The 19,885-nt window shown below is 44.0% G+C and carries 15 protein-coding genes; 9 read left to right on the plus strand and 6 right to left on the minus strand.

Features of this window, described 5'->3' with window-relative positions; genetic code table 11:
- The first annotated feature begins 279 nt into the window (after positions 1 to 279).
- Positions 280 to 753, plus strand: coding sequence for a transposase (locus tag LU351_RS18985; RefSeq protein ID WP_232595679.1), 474 nt, complete (start codon positions 280 to 282; stop codon positions 751 to 753).
- A 222-nt stretch (positions 754 to 975) separates the two neighbouring features.
- A complete protein-coding gene (locus tag LU351_RS18990; RefSeq protein ID WP_232595680.1) occupies positions 976 to 1,317 on the plus strand; it encodes a hypothetical protein in 342 nt (113 codons plus the stop codon).
- A gap of 238 nt (positions 1,318 to 1,555) precedes the next feature.
- On the opposite strand, the gene LU351_RS18995 is transcribed toward LU351_RS18990, so the two are convergent.
- Positions 1,556 to 3,211 (minus strand): hypothetical protein, encoded by a 1,656-nt coding sequence (locus tag LU351_RS18995; protein WP_232595681.1) that lies wholly within the window; start codon positions 3,209 to 3,211, stop codon positions 1,556 to 1,558.
- A 187-nt stretch (positions 3,212 to 3,398) separates the two neighbouring features.
- Positions 3,399 to 4,778: an EF-hand domain-containing protein gene (locus LU351_RS19000; RefSeq protein ID WP_232595682.1), complete on the minus strand. Its 1,380-nt coding sequence runs from the start codon at positions 4,776 to 4,778 to the stop codon at positions 3,399 to 3,401.
- An 811-nt stretch (positions 4,779 to 5,589) separates the two neighbouring features.
- On the opposite strand from LU351_RS19000, the gene LU351_RS19005 reads away from it, so the two are divergent.
- Positions 5,590 to 6,144, plus strand: a complete 555-nt coding sequence (locus tag LU351_RS19005) for an SRPBCC family protein (RefSeq protein ID WP_232595683.1) — start codon at positions 5,590 to 5,592, stop codon at positions 6,142 to 6,144.
- Positions 6,145 to 6,797: 653 nt separating this feature from the next.
- On the opposite strand, the gene LU351_RS19010 is transcribed toward LU351_RS19005, so the two are convergent.
- On the minus strand, positions 6,798 to 7,415 hold the full coding sequence (locus LU351_RS19010; protein WP_232595684.1) for a cytochrome-c peroxidase: 618 nt from the start codon (positions 7,413 to 7,415) through the stop codon (positions 6,798 to 6,800).
- Complete coding sequence (locus LU351_RS19015) at positions 7,381 to 8,505, minus strand: cytochrome-c peroxidase (RefSeq protein ID WP_232595685.1); 1,125 nt, start codon at positions 8,503 to 8,505, stop codon at positions 7,381 to 7,383. The genes LU351_RS19010 and LU351_RS19015 overlap by 35 nt, the downstream gene beginning before the upstream one ends.
- Positions 8,506 to 8,752: 247 nt before the next feature.
- Between LU351_RS19015 and LU351_RS19020 the strand changes: the two genes are divergently transcribed.
- Positions 8,753 to 10,321, plus strand: coding sequence for an ATP-binding protein (locus LU351_RS19020; protein WP_232595686.1), 1,569 nt, complete (start codon positions 8,753 to 8,755; stop codon positions 10,319 to 10,321).
- 143 nt (positions 10,322 to 10,464) lie between these two features.
- On the plus strand, positions 10,465 to 11,172 hold the full coding sequence (locus LU351_RS19025) for a response regulator (RefSeq protein WP_232595687.1): 708 nt from the start codon (positions 10,465 to 10,467) through the stop codon (positions 11,170 to 11,172).
- Here the strand turns inward: LU351_RS19025 and LU351_RS19030 are convergent.
- Positions 11,169 to 11,879, minus strand: coding sequence for a 2OG-Fe(II) oxygenase (locus LU351_RS19030; RefSeq protein WP_232595688.1), 711 nt, complete (start codon positions 11,877 to 11,879; stop codon positions 11,169 to 11,171). The genes LU351_RS19025 and LU351_RS19030 overlap by 4 nt on opposite strands.
- A 344-nt stretch (positions 11,880 to 12,223) precedes the next feature.
- On the opposite strand from LU351_RS19030, the gene LU351_RS19035 reads away from it, so the two are divergent.
- The 4 genes from LU351_RS19035 (at position 12,224) to LU351_RS19050 (ending at position 18,836) form a co-directional block, all read left to right on the plus strand.
- Positions 12,224 to 13,612 carry an ABC transporter substrate-binding protein gene (locus LU351_RS19035; protein WP_232595689.1) on the plus strand — a complete coding sequence of 463 codons (1,389 nt, stop codon included), beginning with the start codon at positions 12,224 to 12,226 and terminating at the stop codon, positions 13,610 to 13,612.
- 80 nt (positions 13,613 to 13,692) lie between these two features.
- On the plus strand, positions 13,693 to 15,615 hold the full coding sequence (locus LU351_RS19040; RefSeq protein WP_232595690.1) for a sensor histidine kinase: 1,923 nt from the start codon (positions 13,693 to 13,695) through the stop codon (positions 15,613 to 15,615).
- Positions 15,616 to 15,762: 147 nt separating this feature from the next.
- Complete coding sequence (locus LU351_RS19045) at positions 15,763 to 16,401, plus strand: hypothetical protein (protein ID WP_232595691.1); 639 nt, start codon at positions 15,763 to 15,765, stop codon at positions 16,399 to 16,401.
- 416 nt (positions 16,402 to 16,817) lie between these two features.
- Positions 16,818 to 18,836 (plus strand): methyl-accepting chemotaxis protein, encoded by a 2,019-nt coding sequence (locus LU351_RS19050; protein ID WP_232595692.1) that lies wholly within the window; start codon positions 16,818 to 16,820, stop codon positions 18,834 to 18,836.
- Positions 18,837 to 18,918: 82 nt separating this feature from the next.
- On the opposite strand, the gene LU351_RS19055 is transcribed toward LU351_RS19050, so the two are convergent.
- On the minus strand, positions 18,919 to 19,836 hold the full coding sequence (locus tag LU351_RS19055; RefSeq protein ID WP_232595693.1) for an SDR family NAD(P)-dependent oxidoreductase: 918 nt from the start codon (positions 19,834 to 19,836) through the stop codon (positions 18,919 to 18,921).
- Positions 19,837 to 19,885: the final 49 nt, after the last annotated feature.

Here is a 19,885-nt window from a genome sequence, read left to right on the forward strand (position 1 = left end):
TCTCCTCGCGGATCAGCCCTTGCCATTCGCTAGTGGTTTGTCGTTTAATCACAACCTGTTTTCAACGGTGATCTTCCCACAGGGGACTTTCACCCCATAAATTCAAGCCCATGCCGGGCGTACACAAACGCATCTTGGTTCAGCGGCTACGCCGCTTGGACCTACGTTACGCTGCGCTTCACTTCGGCCCCAAATGCGGGCGTTGAGACTGTAGAAAAACCTAAAATTTGGCATAATTGGTTCTCTCTGACCTTATTTTTGATTGAATTGTAATCATTTGTGCCAAATTTTATCCCGTACAACCTAAATCAAATGACAATGGTTGCCATTGAGTTTAATCGTCAAATACAACCCGGGACATTTGAGTTCGCTCTCAACTATTTAATTGAGCATAAATTGGATTTATCGATCTTTAATGGTGGTTATAAAAACGACCGTACGGGTCGCCCCGCTTATGATACGGCCATTCTATTAAAAATTATTCTCTTCGCTTACTCGAAAGGCATTACCTCTAGTCGAGAAATTCAAAGCTGCTGTGAACACAATGTTATTTTTATGGCATTGACGTGTCATACGGTGGTTCATTTTACTACGATTGCGGCTTTCGTCAGCCGCTTTTCAAAAGAAATGATCACCTTATTTGAGCAGGTGTTGTTAGTGTGTCATGAGCAAGGTTTGCTGGGGATGAATTGTTTGCGATTGATGGGTGCAACATGTCTTCTGCCAGCTATTCTGTATGGTGTACAATATTGAAAAACTGGTAAATTATGGGAATTTTAAGCCCTAACGACCCAAATTGTCGTCATTTCGACAAATTGACCGTTTGAATGGCTTGTTTTTTGATCAGTTTGTAAAACCGCGCCAGAATTTAGTGATGTTTGGATTTTTTGGCGTAAAAATAAACAAGTTTTGCGAGGTGTAGAGAAGCTATGATTTGGGTTTTTCTACAGCCTCGTTATAGCTCATAGAGAACTCATGAATAAATTTGTAAGTGTTTTATTCTTAATCTTTTGTTTTCAACCTAGTTTTGCTTCACAGCAAAACAGCGTGCAATTGGTCAGTCTGAATGTTAATAGGCAAGCTAATCAAGTCTTTTTAAGAACTGATATAGCACCTGTGGAAAACGGATGTCATACTGATTTGAATTGGAATTACACCTTCCGTCTTGAAACATTTGCCGACCAAGCATTGTACTCCACACTATTGGCCGCTAAGGTAGCGAATTTGAAAGTTACTCTAGTTGGGTTTGGTGGCTGTCCATCGTATGGTGGAGCGATAGAGGAGCTAAGATGGGTTACTGTTATAAATCAAAGCTAGTTGAGTTGTAACAAAGAACAAAACCTCAACCGGAAAAGCACTTTATTGGCTTCGCCAAATCGCCAATATGGCAAATGGGGCAGTTATGTTATCTATGTTCTTGTCTGCGATAAGCAACGAATTTAATCGGATAAGAGCTGGTGTCTAACCAGCCCTTACCCACACCACCCTGCTTACGGGTCCGCACAGGGCGGTTACCTGTTAGGGTATAAACTTTAATCCAACCTTCTCTTAACGATTAAGCTTGAGGTGAAGACTCGACCAAATACGGAATCAGCTCTTCTGCGATGGGTAAGAAAACTTGATCGTAAATATCATCAACATCTTTCGGGTAATACACCCAATTCACGTCGTAACGAGATTCACCGGCCAATTGAAATAAATGCAGCATTTTGAAATCCACCAAGTCGGCAATCGTCGCCGCTGTATCAGGGCATTCAAATACACCATAACCCGGTTTTGTTTTGGCTAAAATGGTGTCGACGTTGGTATCTTCTGAACGCAAATCATCTAGTACCTGCAACATTAAGAGATCATACAAATCGGATGTGGTGGTATTCCAGTTTGGGTTTGGTGTTTCCGTACTGTGCAGAGTCGCCAGTGAAAAAGCTTCGCTGGTTTCCAATTGCAGAGAAGACAACAAATTATCTAAAGATAATTCATCATAGCCATTGAAACCTGCTTGAGACTCACTCAACGTCTTACGGACTTTATCTTTCATCAAGTTCGAATAATTCCAAATTTCCTTGGAGTGATTTACCTTTACAAAGTATCGATTCTTTTCGCTGCGTTTTTTGTAATATGCCAGCACCAACGCTTTTCGCAAAGCCCGATAATTTTCCGGTTGTTTTTGGCTTAAACGTAAAAAAGAGCCTAATGCATTCGCACTGCCCATGGCAATGTTCGATAACAATAATTCTGGCCCAAAGTCGTGACGCGCGATTAATCGGCTCCCACCCCGCACCAATGGGACTGGCTCCCAAAGCAAAAAATCCATTCTGGGTGTATCGTCTTTCTCAAAAATAATCCTATTCATTTTATCGGCATGGGTATCGTCTAACGCTTCTGGCCGAGGCCCATCGACAAAACTGTCACCAAAGACGCCTGTCCACTCTTGAAAGGAACCCCATACCGGGCGGGAGTTTTGACTGCCATGGCATTCATTACAGCTCGGATCATTGCGCGTTAATATCGGCTTTTCCTGACTGAAATCAAATACTGAAAATTCCCAATGGCCTGTAGTGGTATTCAATTCCGCCACATCCAAGGCATTGTATAAAGGGTCGTCTGGTTTGGTGCCGATATTTAATAAAAAACGGCCATCTGAACCAAACAGCACTATGCGCGGGTGCTCAAGATCCGATTGTCCGGTTGCACGAGTGTGTTCAACCAATGAAAAGTTCGTTCGATAGTGATCTGGAAAGGTCTTTAATAAGGCGTCTATCGTCGTAATATTATTTTGTTGGATGAAGTCATCAACACCGCTGATGGTCATCTCTGGGGTACCCGTTGGGGCCGGAGGGTTTAAATTTGCAACCGGCGTAATGGTATCGAAAGGGGTTTTCGGGCACATCTCCTTTTCATTAACGACACCACCACTGTGGTAAAGCCGTTGTTCGACTTGATGCAATTTATCAGACACGCTTGATCGATTAATACTGACCGCTGTCTCATCATGGGAAAAGCTACACCCCATTAAAACCACACTGGCGATAACAGAAAAAATAACGGTTGATAATTTAATGCAACCCTTTTCTATCCATGGGCGATTTTGATTAACATGGTGATGGCGTTTTTTACTAACGCTAAAATTAACGCGGTTATTGTTATTAATATTAGTACTAACATTGGAATTAATGTTGTTATTAGCGTTGAACTTCAGTGTGTACTTCAAGTTGCCTCCCCAATGGTTCTTCATATTGTGCTTCATTATTATATTGACGGCATCGAGTCCCTTTTGGCGCACCCATGAACATCACAATATCAGAACCACAAACACCAAAACAACCATGACTACTGTGATTTTACCAATGAGGTTTCACTGCCAAATAGGCAGTGAAACTCACTGTAAACAAGGCAAATTATAAACAGTAATTATCCATTTGCTCTTCATTAAAACATTGGCTTCGGCTTGCACACCAGTAAGGGTGGGAGTTAACACAGTTGTCACTCTTAACCCAATGATCCGTTGCGGGAGTCGGAGCCACTGGCGCTGGAGCGACTGGAGTCGGCGCTGGAGCCACAGGAGCACCCGTTGGTAATGAGCAATAATCATTCATTTGTTGCTCAGTAAAGCACTGGTTGTTCGAAGGACAACGATAAGGGTGCGAACCCGCACACGAAGCATCCATGTACTGACCTATACCAACATTAGGGGTTGGAGCCGGTGCAGGGGTTGGAGCTGGAGCCGGAGCAGGTGCTGGAGCCGGAGTTGGTGCTGGTACAGGTCCCGGTGCTGGGCTTGGTACCGGAATTGGGTTTGGAACCGGCGTAGGAGCGGGAGCAGGAGTCGGAACCGAGGCCCCACCACGCATGAGAGCGTACAGCTCCTTGTACGGACCATTGTAATTCGCATCACAAACACGACGAGAAGTAGAGCCTGGAGCGTAAGTACCATCATAGTGATTTTGAACACCATTTGACGTTCCGGCGATCGGTGCACCGCCACCTTTACCACCCACTCTCCAGTAACTTGGCTGCCAAGTACGTGAGTAATTCAACAGCTTTTCTTTAATTTTATCTTCGCCTTCTAGGTCACCGGCGTATTTATCGATGAACGGATCACCGAGATACAAACCAAGGTAAGATAAAATATCGTCGGTCGCCAAACCGGAGCTAAAGCCCGTGGACAACAACTGACAAGGGTCACTACCTTTTACCTGCCCCGCTTCATTTCGTGTAATTGTGCCGTCGCCATTTGAATCCAGCTCGTTGGCCAACTGCCAACCACGCTCTTGTCCAAACGTCGCTTCTGGACCGTTAATCACACCATTACCATCACTGTCCACGGCAAACAAGGTGGCAAAGAAGAAAGCAGCATCAGCAGAAGAAAGCTGGTAATCCGTTCCAGGAATGCGGCTCTGGCCCGGTGCGACTTTTCTGTCGCCGTAGCCGGCCTCGGCAATAAAACGATCGTCAATATCAATACACAGGTTGTGTTCGATATCTTTAATGGCTTCTATTGATTGCAAGCTGTCGTTACAGAAACCCGAAGTGCCTACCACTCCACCTGAAGCGTTCTCACACGCGGTACCATTGGCAATCACGTTAACACAAACCGAGTCACACCAAGGCTGTGTATGCTCAGTACGCATGTCTTTTCCAACAGCAGCCGGATACTTTTCTCCCAGTTTAATCGGCGGGCATTGTGACGCCATCGCCATTGAGCTCGATAGCAATAATACGGCCCCTAATACCTCAGCTGATTTTTTCAGCAATGGATTAAAGTGTTGCTTTTTCATGTAAATTCCCCAGCAGTAAAGATATATGTCTATTACAGGAAGCTTAATCTCTTTAACACACCAAACCGTTAGCACACCTACCCGAGCTATTTCACTTAGCTTTTCGGCACATCGAATCCTTCGACGCATTCTGAGTGGCCATCTCGCCCAACTCAGACGATCACCCAAACCAAAAACGAAAAACATTACCGACAGGGAAATAAACGGGGGCTCTTTCTTATGCAAAAAAGCAAAGCGCCCTGTGATTTTTATATTACCATTACGATTATCTTTTTTTTTGTGAAGGAATACTCTTTCGGAAGAATTCCTTTTTCACATACCTACTCTGAACCCTTCTGAACTTCATAATCCATTCATTATTCAATCTCATCCGAGAAAGACAAGATCTTCCATGCGCCATAAAGATCAAAAAACAACCAAAAAGGTCGTCATAAAAATTAATAAATCACTTAAGAAAAATTAAGACGCCAACGTAAGTAACCCAATATATGAACGTGATCTCGTTCTAAAAATGGAAAAAAGAGGAGACAATCGAAGAAATAAGCGAGTTAAAAGATGGAAAAAGAAGCCTCTAAATAAAATCATCATTTAGCGTCACAAGAAACGTAGCGCAATCTTTAAAAATACGAAAATTTAGAAAACAGACAAAAATAATGTTGTATTTGAATCTGGCGAAATAAAAAAACATAAAAATAGAGGAAATAGAGGAACCACGCTCAAGAAAAAACATTTCAAGATAAAGCTTCTACTGGTATTTCCTAGATGCCCCTCTAAGCTATTTCATAAAGCGGAAAACATTAGGCACGTTATTATGAAACGACTTCTCTCAACTATTATCGTACTGAATTTCGTTATATTGAGTTTATCGGCTTCATGGGCTTTCGCAGAAGTACGCTCTGTTACCCCTTATGGATTTATAATCAAGAATCAAATTTCCGTCCCCCACTCAAAAGAAACTGTTTGGAATGTATTAATCAATCAAGTGGATAATTGGTGGCCAAAGGATCATAGCTGGTGGGAAGGCACCTTTTCCATTACCCCGGTGGCAGGGGGCTGTTTTTGTGAGCGAGCGGACGAGAAATCCGCCGAGCACATGCGTATTACCTTTGTTGAGCCCGGCAACACGCTCCGTATGAGCGGCGGACTTGGGCCATTACAAGAAATGGGCCTGCACGGCACTCTAAACTGGGTACTAACAGAAGGTATCAACGCCACACGCCTGACACTCACGTATCGAGTGTCAGGCGTTTATCCCGACGGTTTTCAATCGTTAGCCTCTATTGTAGACAAAGTCCAAGAAACACAACTCAATGCATTGGGTACTTTTATACTAGAGAAATACTTAATTGAAAAAGAAGTGCATTAAATGAAGAGGCTCATAAGAACAAAAAGAGACTGAAAAAGTCGGAGGGGTAAGCGATGTCGAGAATAAACAACGATGGTTCTGATCTAAGTCGCCCTAACTTAGGTAGAACGTCAACTCTGCTTTCAAAGTGATGTGTATTAATTGTCTGTTTGATAAACGAAATACAAACCCAGTGCCAATAGCTCAACAAACAAACAGGCAAACAGTAATGTTAATGTCATGATTTTCTCTCTTATCAATACGGTGGCCTATCATTTAGTCATCAGAAAACGTCTACTGATTGTCTAGATTGCCGCCACAACACCCCTCCTTTTCATGGTGTTGAGTGAAACTTTCTCACTACCCACCACATCATGGAAACAAAGATAAAAGAAACTCATGAATTTCGTTATTACACTATATTACATCAACTCACTTAACCTGATTATTTAGACAAAAATCGATCAATCATCCTGCCTGAGGATCAACATGGGGTTTTTATAAACAAAAAAGCGCCAAAAAGATAATTTTTGACGCCATAGTCGTTGCAGCTGAGTGCTGAAATTAAAAGTTGAAACAGGGCTTCTAAATCACCGAGCCACTAAATCACTAAGCAACTAAATCGCTAAGCAACTAAATCGCTAAGCAACTAAATCACTAAGCAACTATCTGACCTAAAGGGCTCGACCCTCTTGATCGATGGCTTCCAGTAATTGATCATCGTGATCATCTTCCGTACGCGCTACCCACGGCGCCATACAAGCATCATTTTCAACGCAAGGGTCGGTTAAAGCATTGAGAAACGCAATCATCGCTTGCCTTTCTTCTCGATTTAATCCTGCATTGGCAAATCGAGAAGTGCCATTATTGCGCTCACGAGCCAGTTGATCTAAAGCACTAAGAGAGTTGGACTCAGACGCTGGGTAAAGGTTTTGGCAATTTTCAATGGCCGCAAACTGATCCAATTGGCATAGCGTATTATTGGCGAAATAATCTTCAATAGCACCACGAGGGTTGTTGTAATGACTCAATACATCGTTTAACGATTCGTAGGATCCAGCATGGCCATAGGGGGCGGTTGTGGCAATGTTTAATAAGCTGGGTGTGCGGAAACGGTAACGATCCGTATTCTCACCTGTCTCACGAGCACGCCCCCAATCGTCGGTATCACCACCGAGTGCATCGGCATCGCCTTTCCCATGACCAATTTGCGGGAAGGCGACAACGTGATAATCCCCATCACTGAATAAAGCCCCATTATGACAAGCGGAACACCCAGCCCCCCCCTTCATCCACGGACGTGAAAAATAAAATCGCGCCTTCTTTTTGCTCGTCGGTCATGGCATTGGTTTCGCCGTTAACATAATTCAACCAAGGGCTGTCAACAAAGACTTGCGAACGCTGATATTCACCAATGGCATGGGCAATGTTGTCAAACGTAATTAATGTGCTGGCGTCTTCTGCCGTGCCATAGGCTTCCTGAAAAGCTACTAACCATTCATTACGAGCAAGTTCACCGCTGCCCACACCATAGTCACCGAGTCGCGCCGCCAAATGATCACGAATGGTCGTATTGTCACTGCCGGCCTCAAAGAATTCTGATTTCATTTCTTCCGATGATGTCACGGGAAAGCGCGCTTGCGCCGCCACTAAATTATCACCGGCATTGGTATCGACCACATTAAATTCTGTATCGGGTGTACGAATGCCCGATACACTGCCGTTGGCATTGTCTTCTTGGCCTTCACTTTCTACACGGCCATCCCAAAATAAGGCGGTATCCCATAAGCCAGCATTAAAGGTAGTGGGCGAGTTCCGTGGCACATTGGGCAATCCATCATTGTGCTCGCGCCCATGACCTAATAACGACGGGTCAAACGCCCCCACCCCCACCGGCAAACTTAAATCATCGTCTCCCCCCAGTAATGGGTGATGGCAACTGGCACAAGCGACATCAAAATCGCCCCCCAAACTTTTTGAGAAAAACAGCGCTTTGCCTAACTGCGCCAAGGGCGAGTCAATATCCGGTAAACTCCGTTCTGCCAACGGATCAGGGTTCCAACTGAAAGTGTCGATCAGGGCCTTTAATTCCACATCCAGTGCCGAGAGCTCTACATCTGTTGTCGTCTCATTATTGGACGATTCATCCGCAGTAGTATCAGTCGTCGTTGATACCTCTGCTGCGGCAGTAGTGTCCGTACTACTTTCTGAAGCACTGCTGTTTGAAGTACTGCTAGAAGAACCACCACCACCGCAGCCCGTTAATGTCCCAATTAACAAGCCACTGATAACATAAGTGGCAAGATGCTGATGTATCGCACCCGCAATACGTGAAACCGTAAAATGGTTTTTATCAATGCGATGAAATGGCGTATGTGGCATGTCCGTATCCTCTTTCAGGTTCGTGCTCAAACGGTTGGGTTTTCAAACTTCATTTATCTCAATCAGAATGCACCTCAACGAGAGAATTGCCTCTACGGATGCTGATCTCGATGAATTAATCACTAGCCTAAAGGGCAAAATTTCACGGTTTGGGCGAACATTTCGCAAACAAATATAAATTCGCATGAATCCCTGAAAAAGCATTCACGCAGCTCAAGAAAATCGATACATTGCACTGGCATTTAGGATGAAGCGGACGGCTGCCTCCATGAAAATACAGTCTAAATTAGTCATTGCCCTAGCCTGCTTAGGCAGCCTTCTGTGCGTAATGCTCTATGCATTTATGCAATGGAGTTTTGATCGCGGCATGATTAATTACGTGAACCAACAGGAGCAGGAATATTTATCAACCGCCGCAAACCGACTGGCCGAACATTACTCAGAGTACGGCTCCTGGGAAAATTTGAATGGCAATCGTCGTTTATTTGGTGAGTTACTGGGGGACTTGTGGCCTGCTCTACAATTACCGCCCCCCCCTCCCCATTTTTCTGAACGCCGCCCTGCTCGTGCTTCTGATCAAGCGCACTTGCAAAGGCAACGGCCTTTTCGAGATCGCGATTTCTCACCCGAATTTAGAAGGGAAAAGCGGCCACCACCCAAGGGGCATTTTGAGCGTGCGAACGTGCCCAGTTTGTTAGATGCCAATAAATCGCCTATTTTTGGCCGCTATCAGGATAACCACCTCATATCGCCGATTGCAGTGAGCCTCAACAGCGAAAATAACGGCACCGGTGAAGAAGACGAAACCTTATCCAAACAAGCTGCACCCACAATCGTGGGTTGGTTATCGATTCCACCACCGCGTTATTCATTGGATAAATTCAATTTATCCATGGGTGAACATTTAGAGGTGGCCTTTGTGCTGGTTGGGTTGGTGTTGATGATGGCGGTGTTATTCATCGGTGTACCTCTGTCTCGGCACTTTGTCAACCCGTTACAACAGCTCGCCAAAACCACCTATGCCTTGACGCGGGGCCAGTACCCAACCCTGGCCGGACGTCATCGCCACGACGAAATTGGTCAACTCTGGCGCAATATTGCGAGCCTGAGAAATACGCTACAGGCCAATGAAACCGAACGGCGTCGCTGGGTAGCCGACATTTCCCACGAATTACGCACGCCCTTGGCCATCGCCATTGGTGAGGTGGATGCCATGTTGGAAGACGTACGACCGTTAACGAAAAACAACCTTATGTCTTTAAAACAAGAAGTCTTGCAACTAAACCGACTGGTGAACGATTTATACGAACTCACGAATGCCGAAATTGGCGCACTGCGTTACAACAAAACTAAGATGGACGTTCGTGAAAGTTTAATTCAAGCACTGCAACGCTTCGAAGAATTAATGACAGAAAAAAATTTGCAACTGGATGTGCAGTTACCGAATCACAGCGCGTGGATTCATGGTGATGTGCAACGGTTTAATCAGCTAATGAATAATTTATTCACCAACGAACTGAAATACTGCAATCCTAACGACACCATTCGCATTGCCTTAACCGCCCACACAAAATCACGGCAACTGGAAATCATTATCGAAGACTCCGGCCCCGGAGTAGACGATGAAGATTTAAGCAAATTATTCGACCATATCTACCGCGTTGAAAATTCGCGCAATAAAAATACCGGGGGCTCAGGTTTGGGGTTAGCCATTTGTGAGAAAATTGTCAAAGCGCACGATGGCATCATTCGTGCCAGCCACTCACCTCTAGGTGGTTTACGAATGACCATTCAATTTCCATCAATCAACCGCTAATCTCAAGTATCGATAAACCCGAAAAGACCGGATACACTGAAGGTAGAAACAAATCTAGTAGACATAAACCTAGTAGAAACAAACCAACAAGTAGAAATAAGCAAAATAAAAACGAACAGCGTAGAAGAGTGTAAGGAAAACCCATGCAGCATGTCTTAATTGTTGAAGATGAAGCCAAATTGGCCAAACTGCAACAAGAGTTTTTAGAAAAATCTGGCTTTAACGTCTCCATATTAATGGATGGCAACCCTGTGATTGATTGGGTGAAAACACACTCGCCAGACCTAATTCTTCTGGATTTGATGCTACCGGGGAAAGATGGTTTGACACTGTGCCGAGAAATACGCCAATTCTCCGATGTGCCCATCATCATGCTGACTGCAAAAGTAGAAGAAATTGATCGAATATTGGGGCTGGAACTGGGTGCGGATGACTATGTATGCAAACCTGTCAGCCCCAGTGAAGTGGTCGCGAGGGTAAGAGCCAATCTCCGTCGCAGCGGTATCACTCAACAAAGTGAACACACTGAAGCCTCAACCGACGTCAACACGTCCCCTCTACAATGGGATGAAGCCAAATATTCGGTCTCTTTAAATGGTGAACCCCTCAATCTAACCGCCATCGAATTCCAATTGCTGCTGACGCTGGCCAAACAGCCCGGACGTATTTTTACTCGCGACCAGCTAATGGAGAACATTTACAGCGACAGCCGGATTGTCAGCAATCGCACCATCGACAGCCATGTGAAGAAAATTCGTACTAAGTTGAAAGCCATCGACGCCGACAACGAATACATTCATTCACTGTATGGCGTCGGTTTCAAATTCGAAACGAGCGATGACGAACGCTAACGCGCCCCACCGCTGCCGTAAATCGCCTCTGCCCGACTGAACAATATCCAAGATGTTAAAATGTATTTGTCACCGGAGCGAGGCACGTTGCCTCGATGAGTGTGGGTAAAGCCAGCCGGCGCAATCACCATTCTGCCTGCCTTGGGCACAATCGTTTTGTCTTGATAATAAAACTCCGTCTCTCCGCCCTCTTCTACATCGTTTAAGTAAAACATAAACAATAAAGCACGATGCAAGGCCTCGTTATGAGGCATTTGCGGGAAAATTTCACTGTGCCAATAAGGGTAACCGCCTTTTCCCGCCTCGTATTTCTGCGCATTAATGGCGCCCACTCGAAACAATTGTTGCGTTAACACATGGGCTTGTGGCTCCCCCACTTCCTGATAATTATCATTCGTTAATTTAATCGGCTCTCCCGTTTTCGGATGACGAACCGTTAACCCAAACGCGCCTATCAATAAAAAATGATACTTGCGCATATAGTCAATCACATAGCGACGAGTCGGCTCCAAAACACGCTCAACAATGCCTTTAAAGTTTTCACATTCTAACAAGTGAATATCTTTACTGAGCTTTTTACTGGTATCAACCCCACCGCCGGTTTGGCCTGGCACCTGAAACGTCTTATTGTCTTCGAATGCCGCTATAATTTCTTTACAAAATTCAGGGCTTAACGCTTCATCATAAATTTCAACAAAATCTGTCATTCTTAATTACACACCCTATATATTTTGCTTAGCCACTTATATGTTACTGACTCACGGTTTTACAGCAATACAATCACCAATAGCTAGACGAAAGCCACTCAAAACTCATCAATTGTCATTCAAATACTGACGGTAATAACAAGAACACATTTAAAATCAAGCCTCCGTCAAACTTTCACACTCTTTTAATTTGATGAAAAAAGAATTCATCAAACAAATAAACACGTCCTTATCATAGGAAAAAAGGTTAAATGCCCATCACTTGAAGCACTGACAAGCGAAAATTGACTACACTGGCTTGTGAGTGCTGGTAAGACAAAAAGTAAAAAACGGGCAGGTAATCCATGATGAAGCTGACAACAAATGAAGAGTGTATTTGCCCCTCACCTCCTAAGACCATGCCAAATCAGCTCTTACAAGAGAAATCGCATCGCAAGGGCCATCAAAGTAAACCGAACACCGGCTCATCGTCCAACCCCACACGCCGGCAATGGCTCAAAACTACCTCCTCCTCCCTTGCTTGCGCAGCGGTGGCGCTGAAGGCACCGTATGTTATTGCCAAAAAAACCGTGACCCTGCGAGTGATGGGAACCCACGTTACTCTCCAAGAAGCGTTGCGTCAGAGGGCCATGAAAGATCTTGGGATCAATATTGTGTACGAACCCAAAGGCAGTGCCGCCGTTTTACAAAAAGCCTCCATGCAACCGGAGTCTTTTGATTTATATGAACAATGGAGCAACTCCATTGATATTTTATGGAATTCAGGCTCAATCGCACCCATAGAAAAAGAGAGACTCACCTATTGGCCTGAAATCAACGCCTTAACCAAAACGGGTCGTTTAAACCCGAAAGCCAAGATTGGGGCAGGCGATGCTCCCTATAAGCTATTGTATGTTCAACCCTCGGGTGATTTAGGCTCTACACCCAGCAACCAAATCAGCTTTTTGCCTTATGTACACAATGTTGATTCATTTGGCTACAACACGGCGGTCATTCCAAAAGGAATACCCTATGTAACAGAAAGCTGGGGCTGGCTGTTAGACCCAAAATATCGAGGCAAAGTCGCGGTAGTCAACGCCCCCACTATTGGCTTATTCGATATGGCGTTAGCTGCTCAAGCGCAACGGCTCATGGTCATTAATGACATTGGCAATATCTCCAAACCGGAGTTGGATGAGTTGTTCCATATTCTGGCTCAGAAAAAACAAGAGGGCCATTTCAGTGGTTACTGGAACTCGGTACCAGAATCCATTGAGTTTATGAAAACAGGTCGAGTGGTCATTGAAAGTATGTTCTCTCCTGCCGTCGCCTCTCTTAATGGGCAAGATATACCCGTTGTCTATGCCGCCCCCAAAGAGGGGTATCGAGGCTGGCACGGCGTAATGTGCTTATCTTCTTCCACCACCGGCGCCACAAAAGAAGCCGCTTACGATTACATGAACTGGTGGCTTTCTGGTTGGCCTGGGGCCTTTATTGCCCGGCAAGGATACTATATTTCTAACCCAGAGCGCTCAAGAGAACTGTTGTCTGAAGAGGAGTGGAACTATTGGTACGCTGGCAAAGAAACTACCATGCCTTTAAAAGGCACAGATGGCAAAATCTCCGTCCAGGCAGGTCATACACGTACCGGTGGCTCCTACGAGAAACGTTTTAGTAATGTTGCCGTATGGAATACGGTTATGCCAACCTACGATTATACCTTGCAAAAATGGTACGAATTTATCAGTTCATAATCACGAGTTCCATGCAGACTCACTAATTTTCATGGACTAACACTCGTGGGATAGCACTCTCAGCATCAAAGGGTTTTTCAATGGGATTGAAGTTTTCCTCAATTAAATTCCAGATATTATTGGCTTTCTCGTTTTTAGCTGTTCCCGTATTGCTGCTTGCTTATTTTATTTTTGCCAGCCACGATCTTTTCTCAAATACGCTTAACAACACATTTAATCGTGAAACCGTCTTGTCTCTTACTTCAAACCTTCAACGTGATGTCATTAATTTACAGCGCAATGTGCTTATTTACAAAAATAACGCCAGTGATGGCTCACTGCGTAATGTGGAAATGCTCTATCAGGATATCAGCCAAAAACTGAACACACTCAGTGACACTCAATCGTTAGATGCCTATGACGATACGGGTGCACTCAATAGCATGGAACGCCACTTGAAAGATTACAAAGTGAATTTTGACCTTGTGGTGATTTATCGAGAACAACGAGAAAAAATGGTACAAGAACACTTATCGGATAACTTTAATACCACCATTGCCACACTAGAGAGAGCCGACGGCAGCCTGGAAAACTCAGAGGAGATTAATCCAACCATTGCCAGCATCAAGAATAAACTCTACAGCGCCAGCAACTACTCTCTGGCCTATTTAGCTACCAATGATCACCTCTATATCGATGGCTTTAAAGATGCCATTAAACAGTGCCTACAAGCTACTGAGCAACTTTCCAATCATTCTACTCGAAAAGAAAATATTACGGCGGCGCTGCAAAATTATGATCAAGAATTCATGTATGTGGTGAATTTGACAAGAAATTACATTTACCTTATCAATGTCGTTATGGCAGGCTCCGCACAAGAAATTCTCTACTATGGAAATTACTTGACAGACCGTGTTGTAGCGGCAACCAAAGCAGACCAGACGTCCGTCCTGGCGGATATTTCTCAGCGTCGTACCATTGTTATTTTGGCCTGTACATTTGGTCTTGCAGTAGCCATATTTGTTCCCATTTACTTTTTTAGGCTCATCACTAAACCCATCGAACAAATTACTCGAATATTCAACGATCTGGCCAGTGGAAAATCCGTACAGTCCATTCCTGGGCATACCCGTGACGATGAAATTGGGTTACTCGCCGCTGCCGCCAATGTATTCAGAGCCAAAAATGAACAAACCACCCATTTACTGGAACAAGCCGAGCACTTTCTCACCATTCAACAAAAACTCAATAGCGACTTAAATGACGCTAAAACAAAAGCGGAAAAAGCACTATCGGTAAAGACCGATTTTTTGGCGAATATGTCCCACGAGTTGCGTACTCCTTTGAATTCGGTCATTGGGTATACTGTACGACTATTAAAGAAACCTGAAAACTTTAATGAACGACAACTCATGGCACTGGACGCCATTGAACGAAATGGTCGCCACTTATTGGCAATGATTAATGATGTCTTAGATTTAAGTAAAATTGACGCCAATAAATTGGAAATTAACGTTCAGCGCATCAACATTACAACGCTCTGTCGAGACGTTTTAGAACAAATGCACGCCTACAATCATGAAAAACAATTACAACTGATTTTCGATACCAACACCCCAAGTTGTTTTGTTGAAACCGACCCCGTCCGTATGACGCAAATCTTAAATAATTTATTATCCAATGCCATAAAATACACCGATGATGGCTGGGTTAAATTAGATTTAAACATCAACGAAGCGCAAAAACACGTTGTCATTAACGTTTCTGATAGTGGTACAGGGATACAAGAAGCCGATCTTGGTCGACTCTTTCAACGATTTGAACAGCTAAATCAAGAACACAATGTCAAAATAGGACAAGGCACCGGCTTGGGACTGTCCATTGTTGCCAAGCTCTCTCAGTTACTCCGAGCGAAAATTTCTGTTACCAGTGAATACGGTATCGGCAGTTGCTTTTCAGTTATTCTCCCCTTTAAACAACCCGAAACCCCATACCCAGAAGACAACAATTTTTTAACCGCTTAGAAAACACTCAACACTACGTATTTTGCTGCCAGAGCCTTCTCAAATACCCATAATGCCAGTTTCTTCATAATACAAATGTGTCTTGTTTCCTGTTTGTTGCAGGGGAAATCGCTACACTCAGGCCGAAATATTATTGGGAGACATTTTGTGAATACATTTATAAAAACGCAGATCACCACAAAAAAACTACTAACACTAACACTGTGTGGGATATTACTGGGTAATTTATCGGCCTGCGGCACTATTCTTCATCCTGAACGGCGTGGCCAATCTGGTGGGCAGCTTGACCCCGCCATTGTCGTACTCGATGCCGTAGGTTTACTGATGTTTTTTGTACCAGGTGTTGTCGCGTTCGCAGTCGACTTTACTACAGGCGCCATTTATTTACCTCGTGGACACGCCTCTGTTGACCACGAAAATACTGCCCCCCCCTCTAACGACATCAATGAAACACAACAAAATGCGTTACCAAAAAAGGCTCAATTTAGTAAGGTAGACGATCACCTGCAACCAAGTTCAATGACGGTTATTCCATTAACACCAGATGAAATACACCAACTCTCCCATCACGGCGTTGTGAAGACCTCAGCACTGCAAGAAATCGTCACTGGTAAACTGTCCACTGATAGACGCTGGGATAATTTAGATTGGAAAGGCCTAGAGTGGAAAAAAGATGACATAAAAGTGACAAAAATAGACTCCCTCAAACACTTATCCACTTGGTTTCACTATTTTGAAAATAAGCAGTTTGCCCTACAAAACGTAAATAGCACAACAACCCACTAATAAAAACGGGCACAAATAAAAGTTTTGTGCCCGTAAAAACCTCATACAATCATCTGAAGTTATTACAAACCACACAGAAACCGCCACAGTTCCACATCCTTTCTCACCCCACCTCTTAATCATATAAATCAACAATAAAAAAGAAACAAAAAACACACTGAAAAAATCCATTTCTTCTAAAAAAACATTGTTTTTGTCACTCTTTTCAACAAAAAAAACAAAGGGATTTTTTAACGCCATTATTTGACGAATTCCGTGTGTTTTAACTTATGCACACGCGGTTTTAGCCGATACTTAAAAGGTTATAGGGCAAGCAAAATCCTTCTTTCGCTTGCAAAAAGAAATTTATGGCTTTTTAAAATCTATTAAACAGACGGTTAACAAGGTTTAGCCGTAGGAACATGTCGGGGTAAGAGATGTTTTTCAAAACAAAAACTGCAAACAAAATAAACAATGAAACGGAACATGAAAGCTGTCGGGTCTTTACCATTGCGGGCCATCAGCTTCAAAGCCTAACTCAAGAACGATTGTTTATTGATCAAGACCAGCCTGCGCTGATTTTGGGTTTTGCTTCACCAGATATAAACCTTGACACCGTTGCCAATAGCCTTAAACGCATTTGCCAGTCTCCCATGATTATCAGTTCTACAGCAGGGGAGCTTTGTGGTGGCGGCCAAAGTGTCTACCAGCCCGCCTCAGACAATAGAAACTCAATCGTGTTTCAACTTTTCTCCAAAAAAGTGATCGCCAATGTTTCTCTGCATACGATCAAATTACCATGCCAGGATATTTTAGACGGTAATTTTACCCAAACGCCCAAGCATCGCTTGGAAAGCATTATGAAAGAGTTGAAGTCGGTACACCCTTCTTTTCCGCTTAACGCCAGTGATACAGTGGCATTAACACTGGTCAACGGACTAACCAATTGTGAAAACTGGTTAATGGAAGCCATTTATGAAACCGGTCAATTTCAAGTGCCTTTTATCGGTGGCACCACGGCGGGGAATTTGGATTTCAGCTCCGCCAGTTACCACGATGGCAGCACCATCCGCAACCAACACGCTACCCTCTGTTTTGTACGATTTCAACCAGATTATTTTTATCAGCTCTTTAAAACACAAAACTACGAGCCTACCCGCACTAGCTGGGTAATTGGTAATGCCGACATTGCTAAACGGACTGTTCGACACTTCATTAACCCTCACACATTGGAAGTGACCAATATTCTGTCTGCACTGGCAGACCATTTTCGCTGTACCGTAGAAAATGTGCCTCAAAAATTAAAAGGTTACAGCTTTGCCGTCTGTGTGGATGGCGAATATTATCTTCGGTCTGTTGCCGGCATTGATCTCACGAGTCAAGAAGTCTCTTTTTACTGCGATACTCCCCTGGGCACTGAATTACATTTAATGAAGGCCACGGATTTTGTGCAACAAACGTCGAAAGACTTTAGTAAGCTTGCTCAGCAATCCTCTGGGCTCAGTGCGTCTCATGATAAACCTTCTGCTGGCATTTTGTTTGACTGCATTCTTCGACGCTTACATAACACTCAAGCGTTAGATCGATTAACGTGTTTTGATGGATTCCCTCTCGCCGGATTTTCCACCTTTGGGGAACTCTACGGCGTGAATATTAATGAATCGCTAAGTGCTTTATTTATTTACAAAAAAAATAAAGCACAAGCAAGCAGTACGCATCAAAATCATCACAACAACGAATACGCTACATTTTCTCGGTATTTTTTAAAACAAACCAATTATGCAAAAACATTAATGATTGGCATACAAGAACGCGTCATCAGTAATTTTACCAATGTTTTATCTATCGCGAATGAGTCTTCTGAATTGACCACTGAGGCGATTCAATTAATGAACGAGCTAGATCAGTCGGCTATTGGGTTACGGCAAGAATTTCAGACCTTTCGTGAAGACTTTGGTGATCTCCAACAACAAGCCAGTGATCTTTCTTCGAATATTGGTCAAATTAATGGGGAAATTTCTGCCATTGAGAGCATTTTCTCGATCATTGATAAAATTGCAGAACAAACCAATTTACTGGCGCTCAATGCCAGCATTGAAGCGGCCCGCGCTGGTGAACATGGTCGAGGTTTTGCGGTGGTGGCAGAAGAAGTCCGTGGGCTTGCCCAAACGACTCAAAACTCTCTCACTGACTCTAAAGCGAAAGTCAGCAATTTACTGCAACATATCGAGGGAATTTCATCTGTCATTGGCAGTGTGACCAATCGTACTGAACACGCCAGCACTCAAGCGAGCAGCATCACACTGGCAGTAGATAAAATTGATGATCATGCCCGCAACATAGGAGGGTTTTTAAACAACAGTAAAGGGGTATCAGAGCAATTATCCAATGTCAGCGTCCAGAGCCAAGAATTGAATAAAAGCGCCGACATTATCCGTTCTCAGTTAGAAATGTAAAATTGAAATGTAAAAAAAGGGCCGCTAGAGCGAAAGGCTAACGGCCCTTTATTATTGATCACCAATTAATCACTTCCACCCTCTACGAGTTAGATTGAACAAATGACATGGCTTTAGTGAGAAATTTTTCCGTTTGCTTGGCACCGGATTCTAACGCCGTTTGGTGTTGGGTATCGCAAATATCATCCCAGTGAGCCAGCACCTTTTCAGGGGTTTGTTGATCTTCAGGCAAGAATATACCGTCGGTTTCAAATAACCGCGTGCTGGCATATCCTCCAGCCCCCGCGCATAAAATCATACGACTGGGTGCGTCTTTGTGACAGAGTGTCAGCGCCCCAGCGGTGACAGACTCTGTCGTTAATAAACCAAACATTTCCGGTGGCAATAAATCCTCTGTCATGCGTGTTCCTGCGGTGGGCGCTAAAGCATTAACGCGAATATCGTTTTTCGCGCCTTCCAGCACCAACGTATTCATCAGGCCCAGTACCGCCATTTTCGCCGCACCGTAATTGGACTGCCCAAAATTACCGTACATGCCGCTTGATGAGGTGGTAACGACAATACGCCCATAGTTCTGCTGACGCATAATTTCCCACACGGCTTTGGTACAATTCACTGTGCCCATGACATGGACATCCATCACCAATTGAAAATCGGATAAGTCCATTTTGGCAAAGGTTTTGTCGCGTAAAATACCGGCATTATTAATGAGAATGTCCACTCGCCCCCAACGAGACATAGCTTGATCCACCATCTCACTCACTTCATCAAACTTGGCCACATTGGCACCGTGAGCAAACGCCTCTCCCCCGTTTTCTTGAATAAGTCGAACCACCTCTTCTGCCGCCTCCGATGAAGCGCCACTGCCATCACGCGTGCCACCCAAATCATTCACAACGACTTTCGCACCCCGTTGCGCCAATGCCAGTGCGTGAGAGCGCCCTAACCCATTTCCTGCGCCAGTGACAATCGCCACCTGTCCCTCAAATGAAATTGTCATAGTTTTTCTCTCATGAATTCTTCTGTTGTTTTAAACTGTTTTTAAACGA

The sequence above is a fragment of the Marinibactrum halimedae genome (assembly GCF_021234875.1).
Classification (GTDB): Bacteria; Pseudomonadota; Gammaproteobacteria; order Pseudomonadales; family Cellvibrionaceae; genus Marinibactrum; species Marinibactrum halimedae.

Bases quoted from the DNA above. Each gene is read 5' to 3' on its own strand.
- LU351_RS18990 (WP_232595680.1), top strand. From the start codon at position 976: ATGAATAAATTTGTAAGTGTTTTATTCTTAATCTTTTGTTTTCAACCT.
- LU351_RS19000 (WP_232595682.1), bottom strand. From the start codon at position 4,778: ATGAAAAAGCAACACTTTAATCCATTGCTGAAAAAATCAGCTGAGGTA.
- LU351_RS19005 (WP_232595683.1), top strand. From the start codon at position 5,590: ATGAAACGACTTCTCTCAACTATTATCGTACTGAATTTCGTTATATTG.
- LU351_RS19010 (WP_232595684.1), bottom strand. From the start codon at position 7,415: ATGAAGGGGGGGGCTGGGTGTTCCGCTTGTCATAATGGGGCTTTATTC.
- LU351_RS19015 (WP_232595685.1), bottom strand. From the start codon at position 8,505: ATGCCACATACGCCATTTCATCGCATTGATAAAAACCATTTTACGGTT.
- LU351_RS19020 (WP_232595686.1), top strand. From the start codon at position 8,753: ATGAAGCGGACGGCTGCCTCCATGAAAATACAGTCTAAATTAGTCATT.
- LU351_RS19025 (WP_232595687.1), top strand. From the start codon at position 10,465: ATGCAGCATGTCTTAATTGTTGAAGATGAAGCCAAATTGGCCAAACTG.
- LU351_RS19030 (WP_232595688.1), bottom strand. From the start codon at position 11,879: ATGACAGATTTTGTTGAAATTTATGATGAAGCGTTAAGCCCTGAATTT.
- LU351_RS19035 (WP_232595689.1), top strand. From the start codon at position 12,224: ATGATGAAGCTGACAACAAATGAAGAGTGTATTTGCCCCTCACCTCCT.
- LU351_RS19040 (WP_232595690.1), top strand. From the start codon at position 13,693: ATGGGATTGAAGTTTTCCTCAATTAAATTCCAGATATTATTGGCTTTC.
- LU351_RS19050 (WP_232595692.1), top strand. From the start codon at position 16,818: ATGTTTTTCAAAACAAAAACTGCAAACAAAATAAACAATGAAACGGAA.
- LU351_RS19055 (WP_232595693.1), bottom strand. From the start codon at position 19,836: ATGACAATTTCATTTGAGGGACAGGTGGCGATTGTCACTGGCGCAGGA.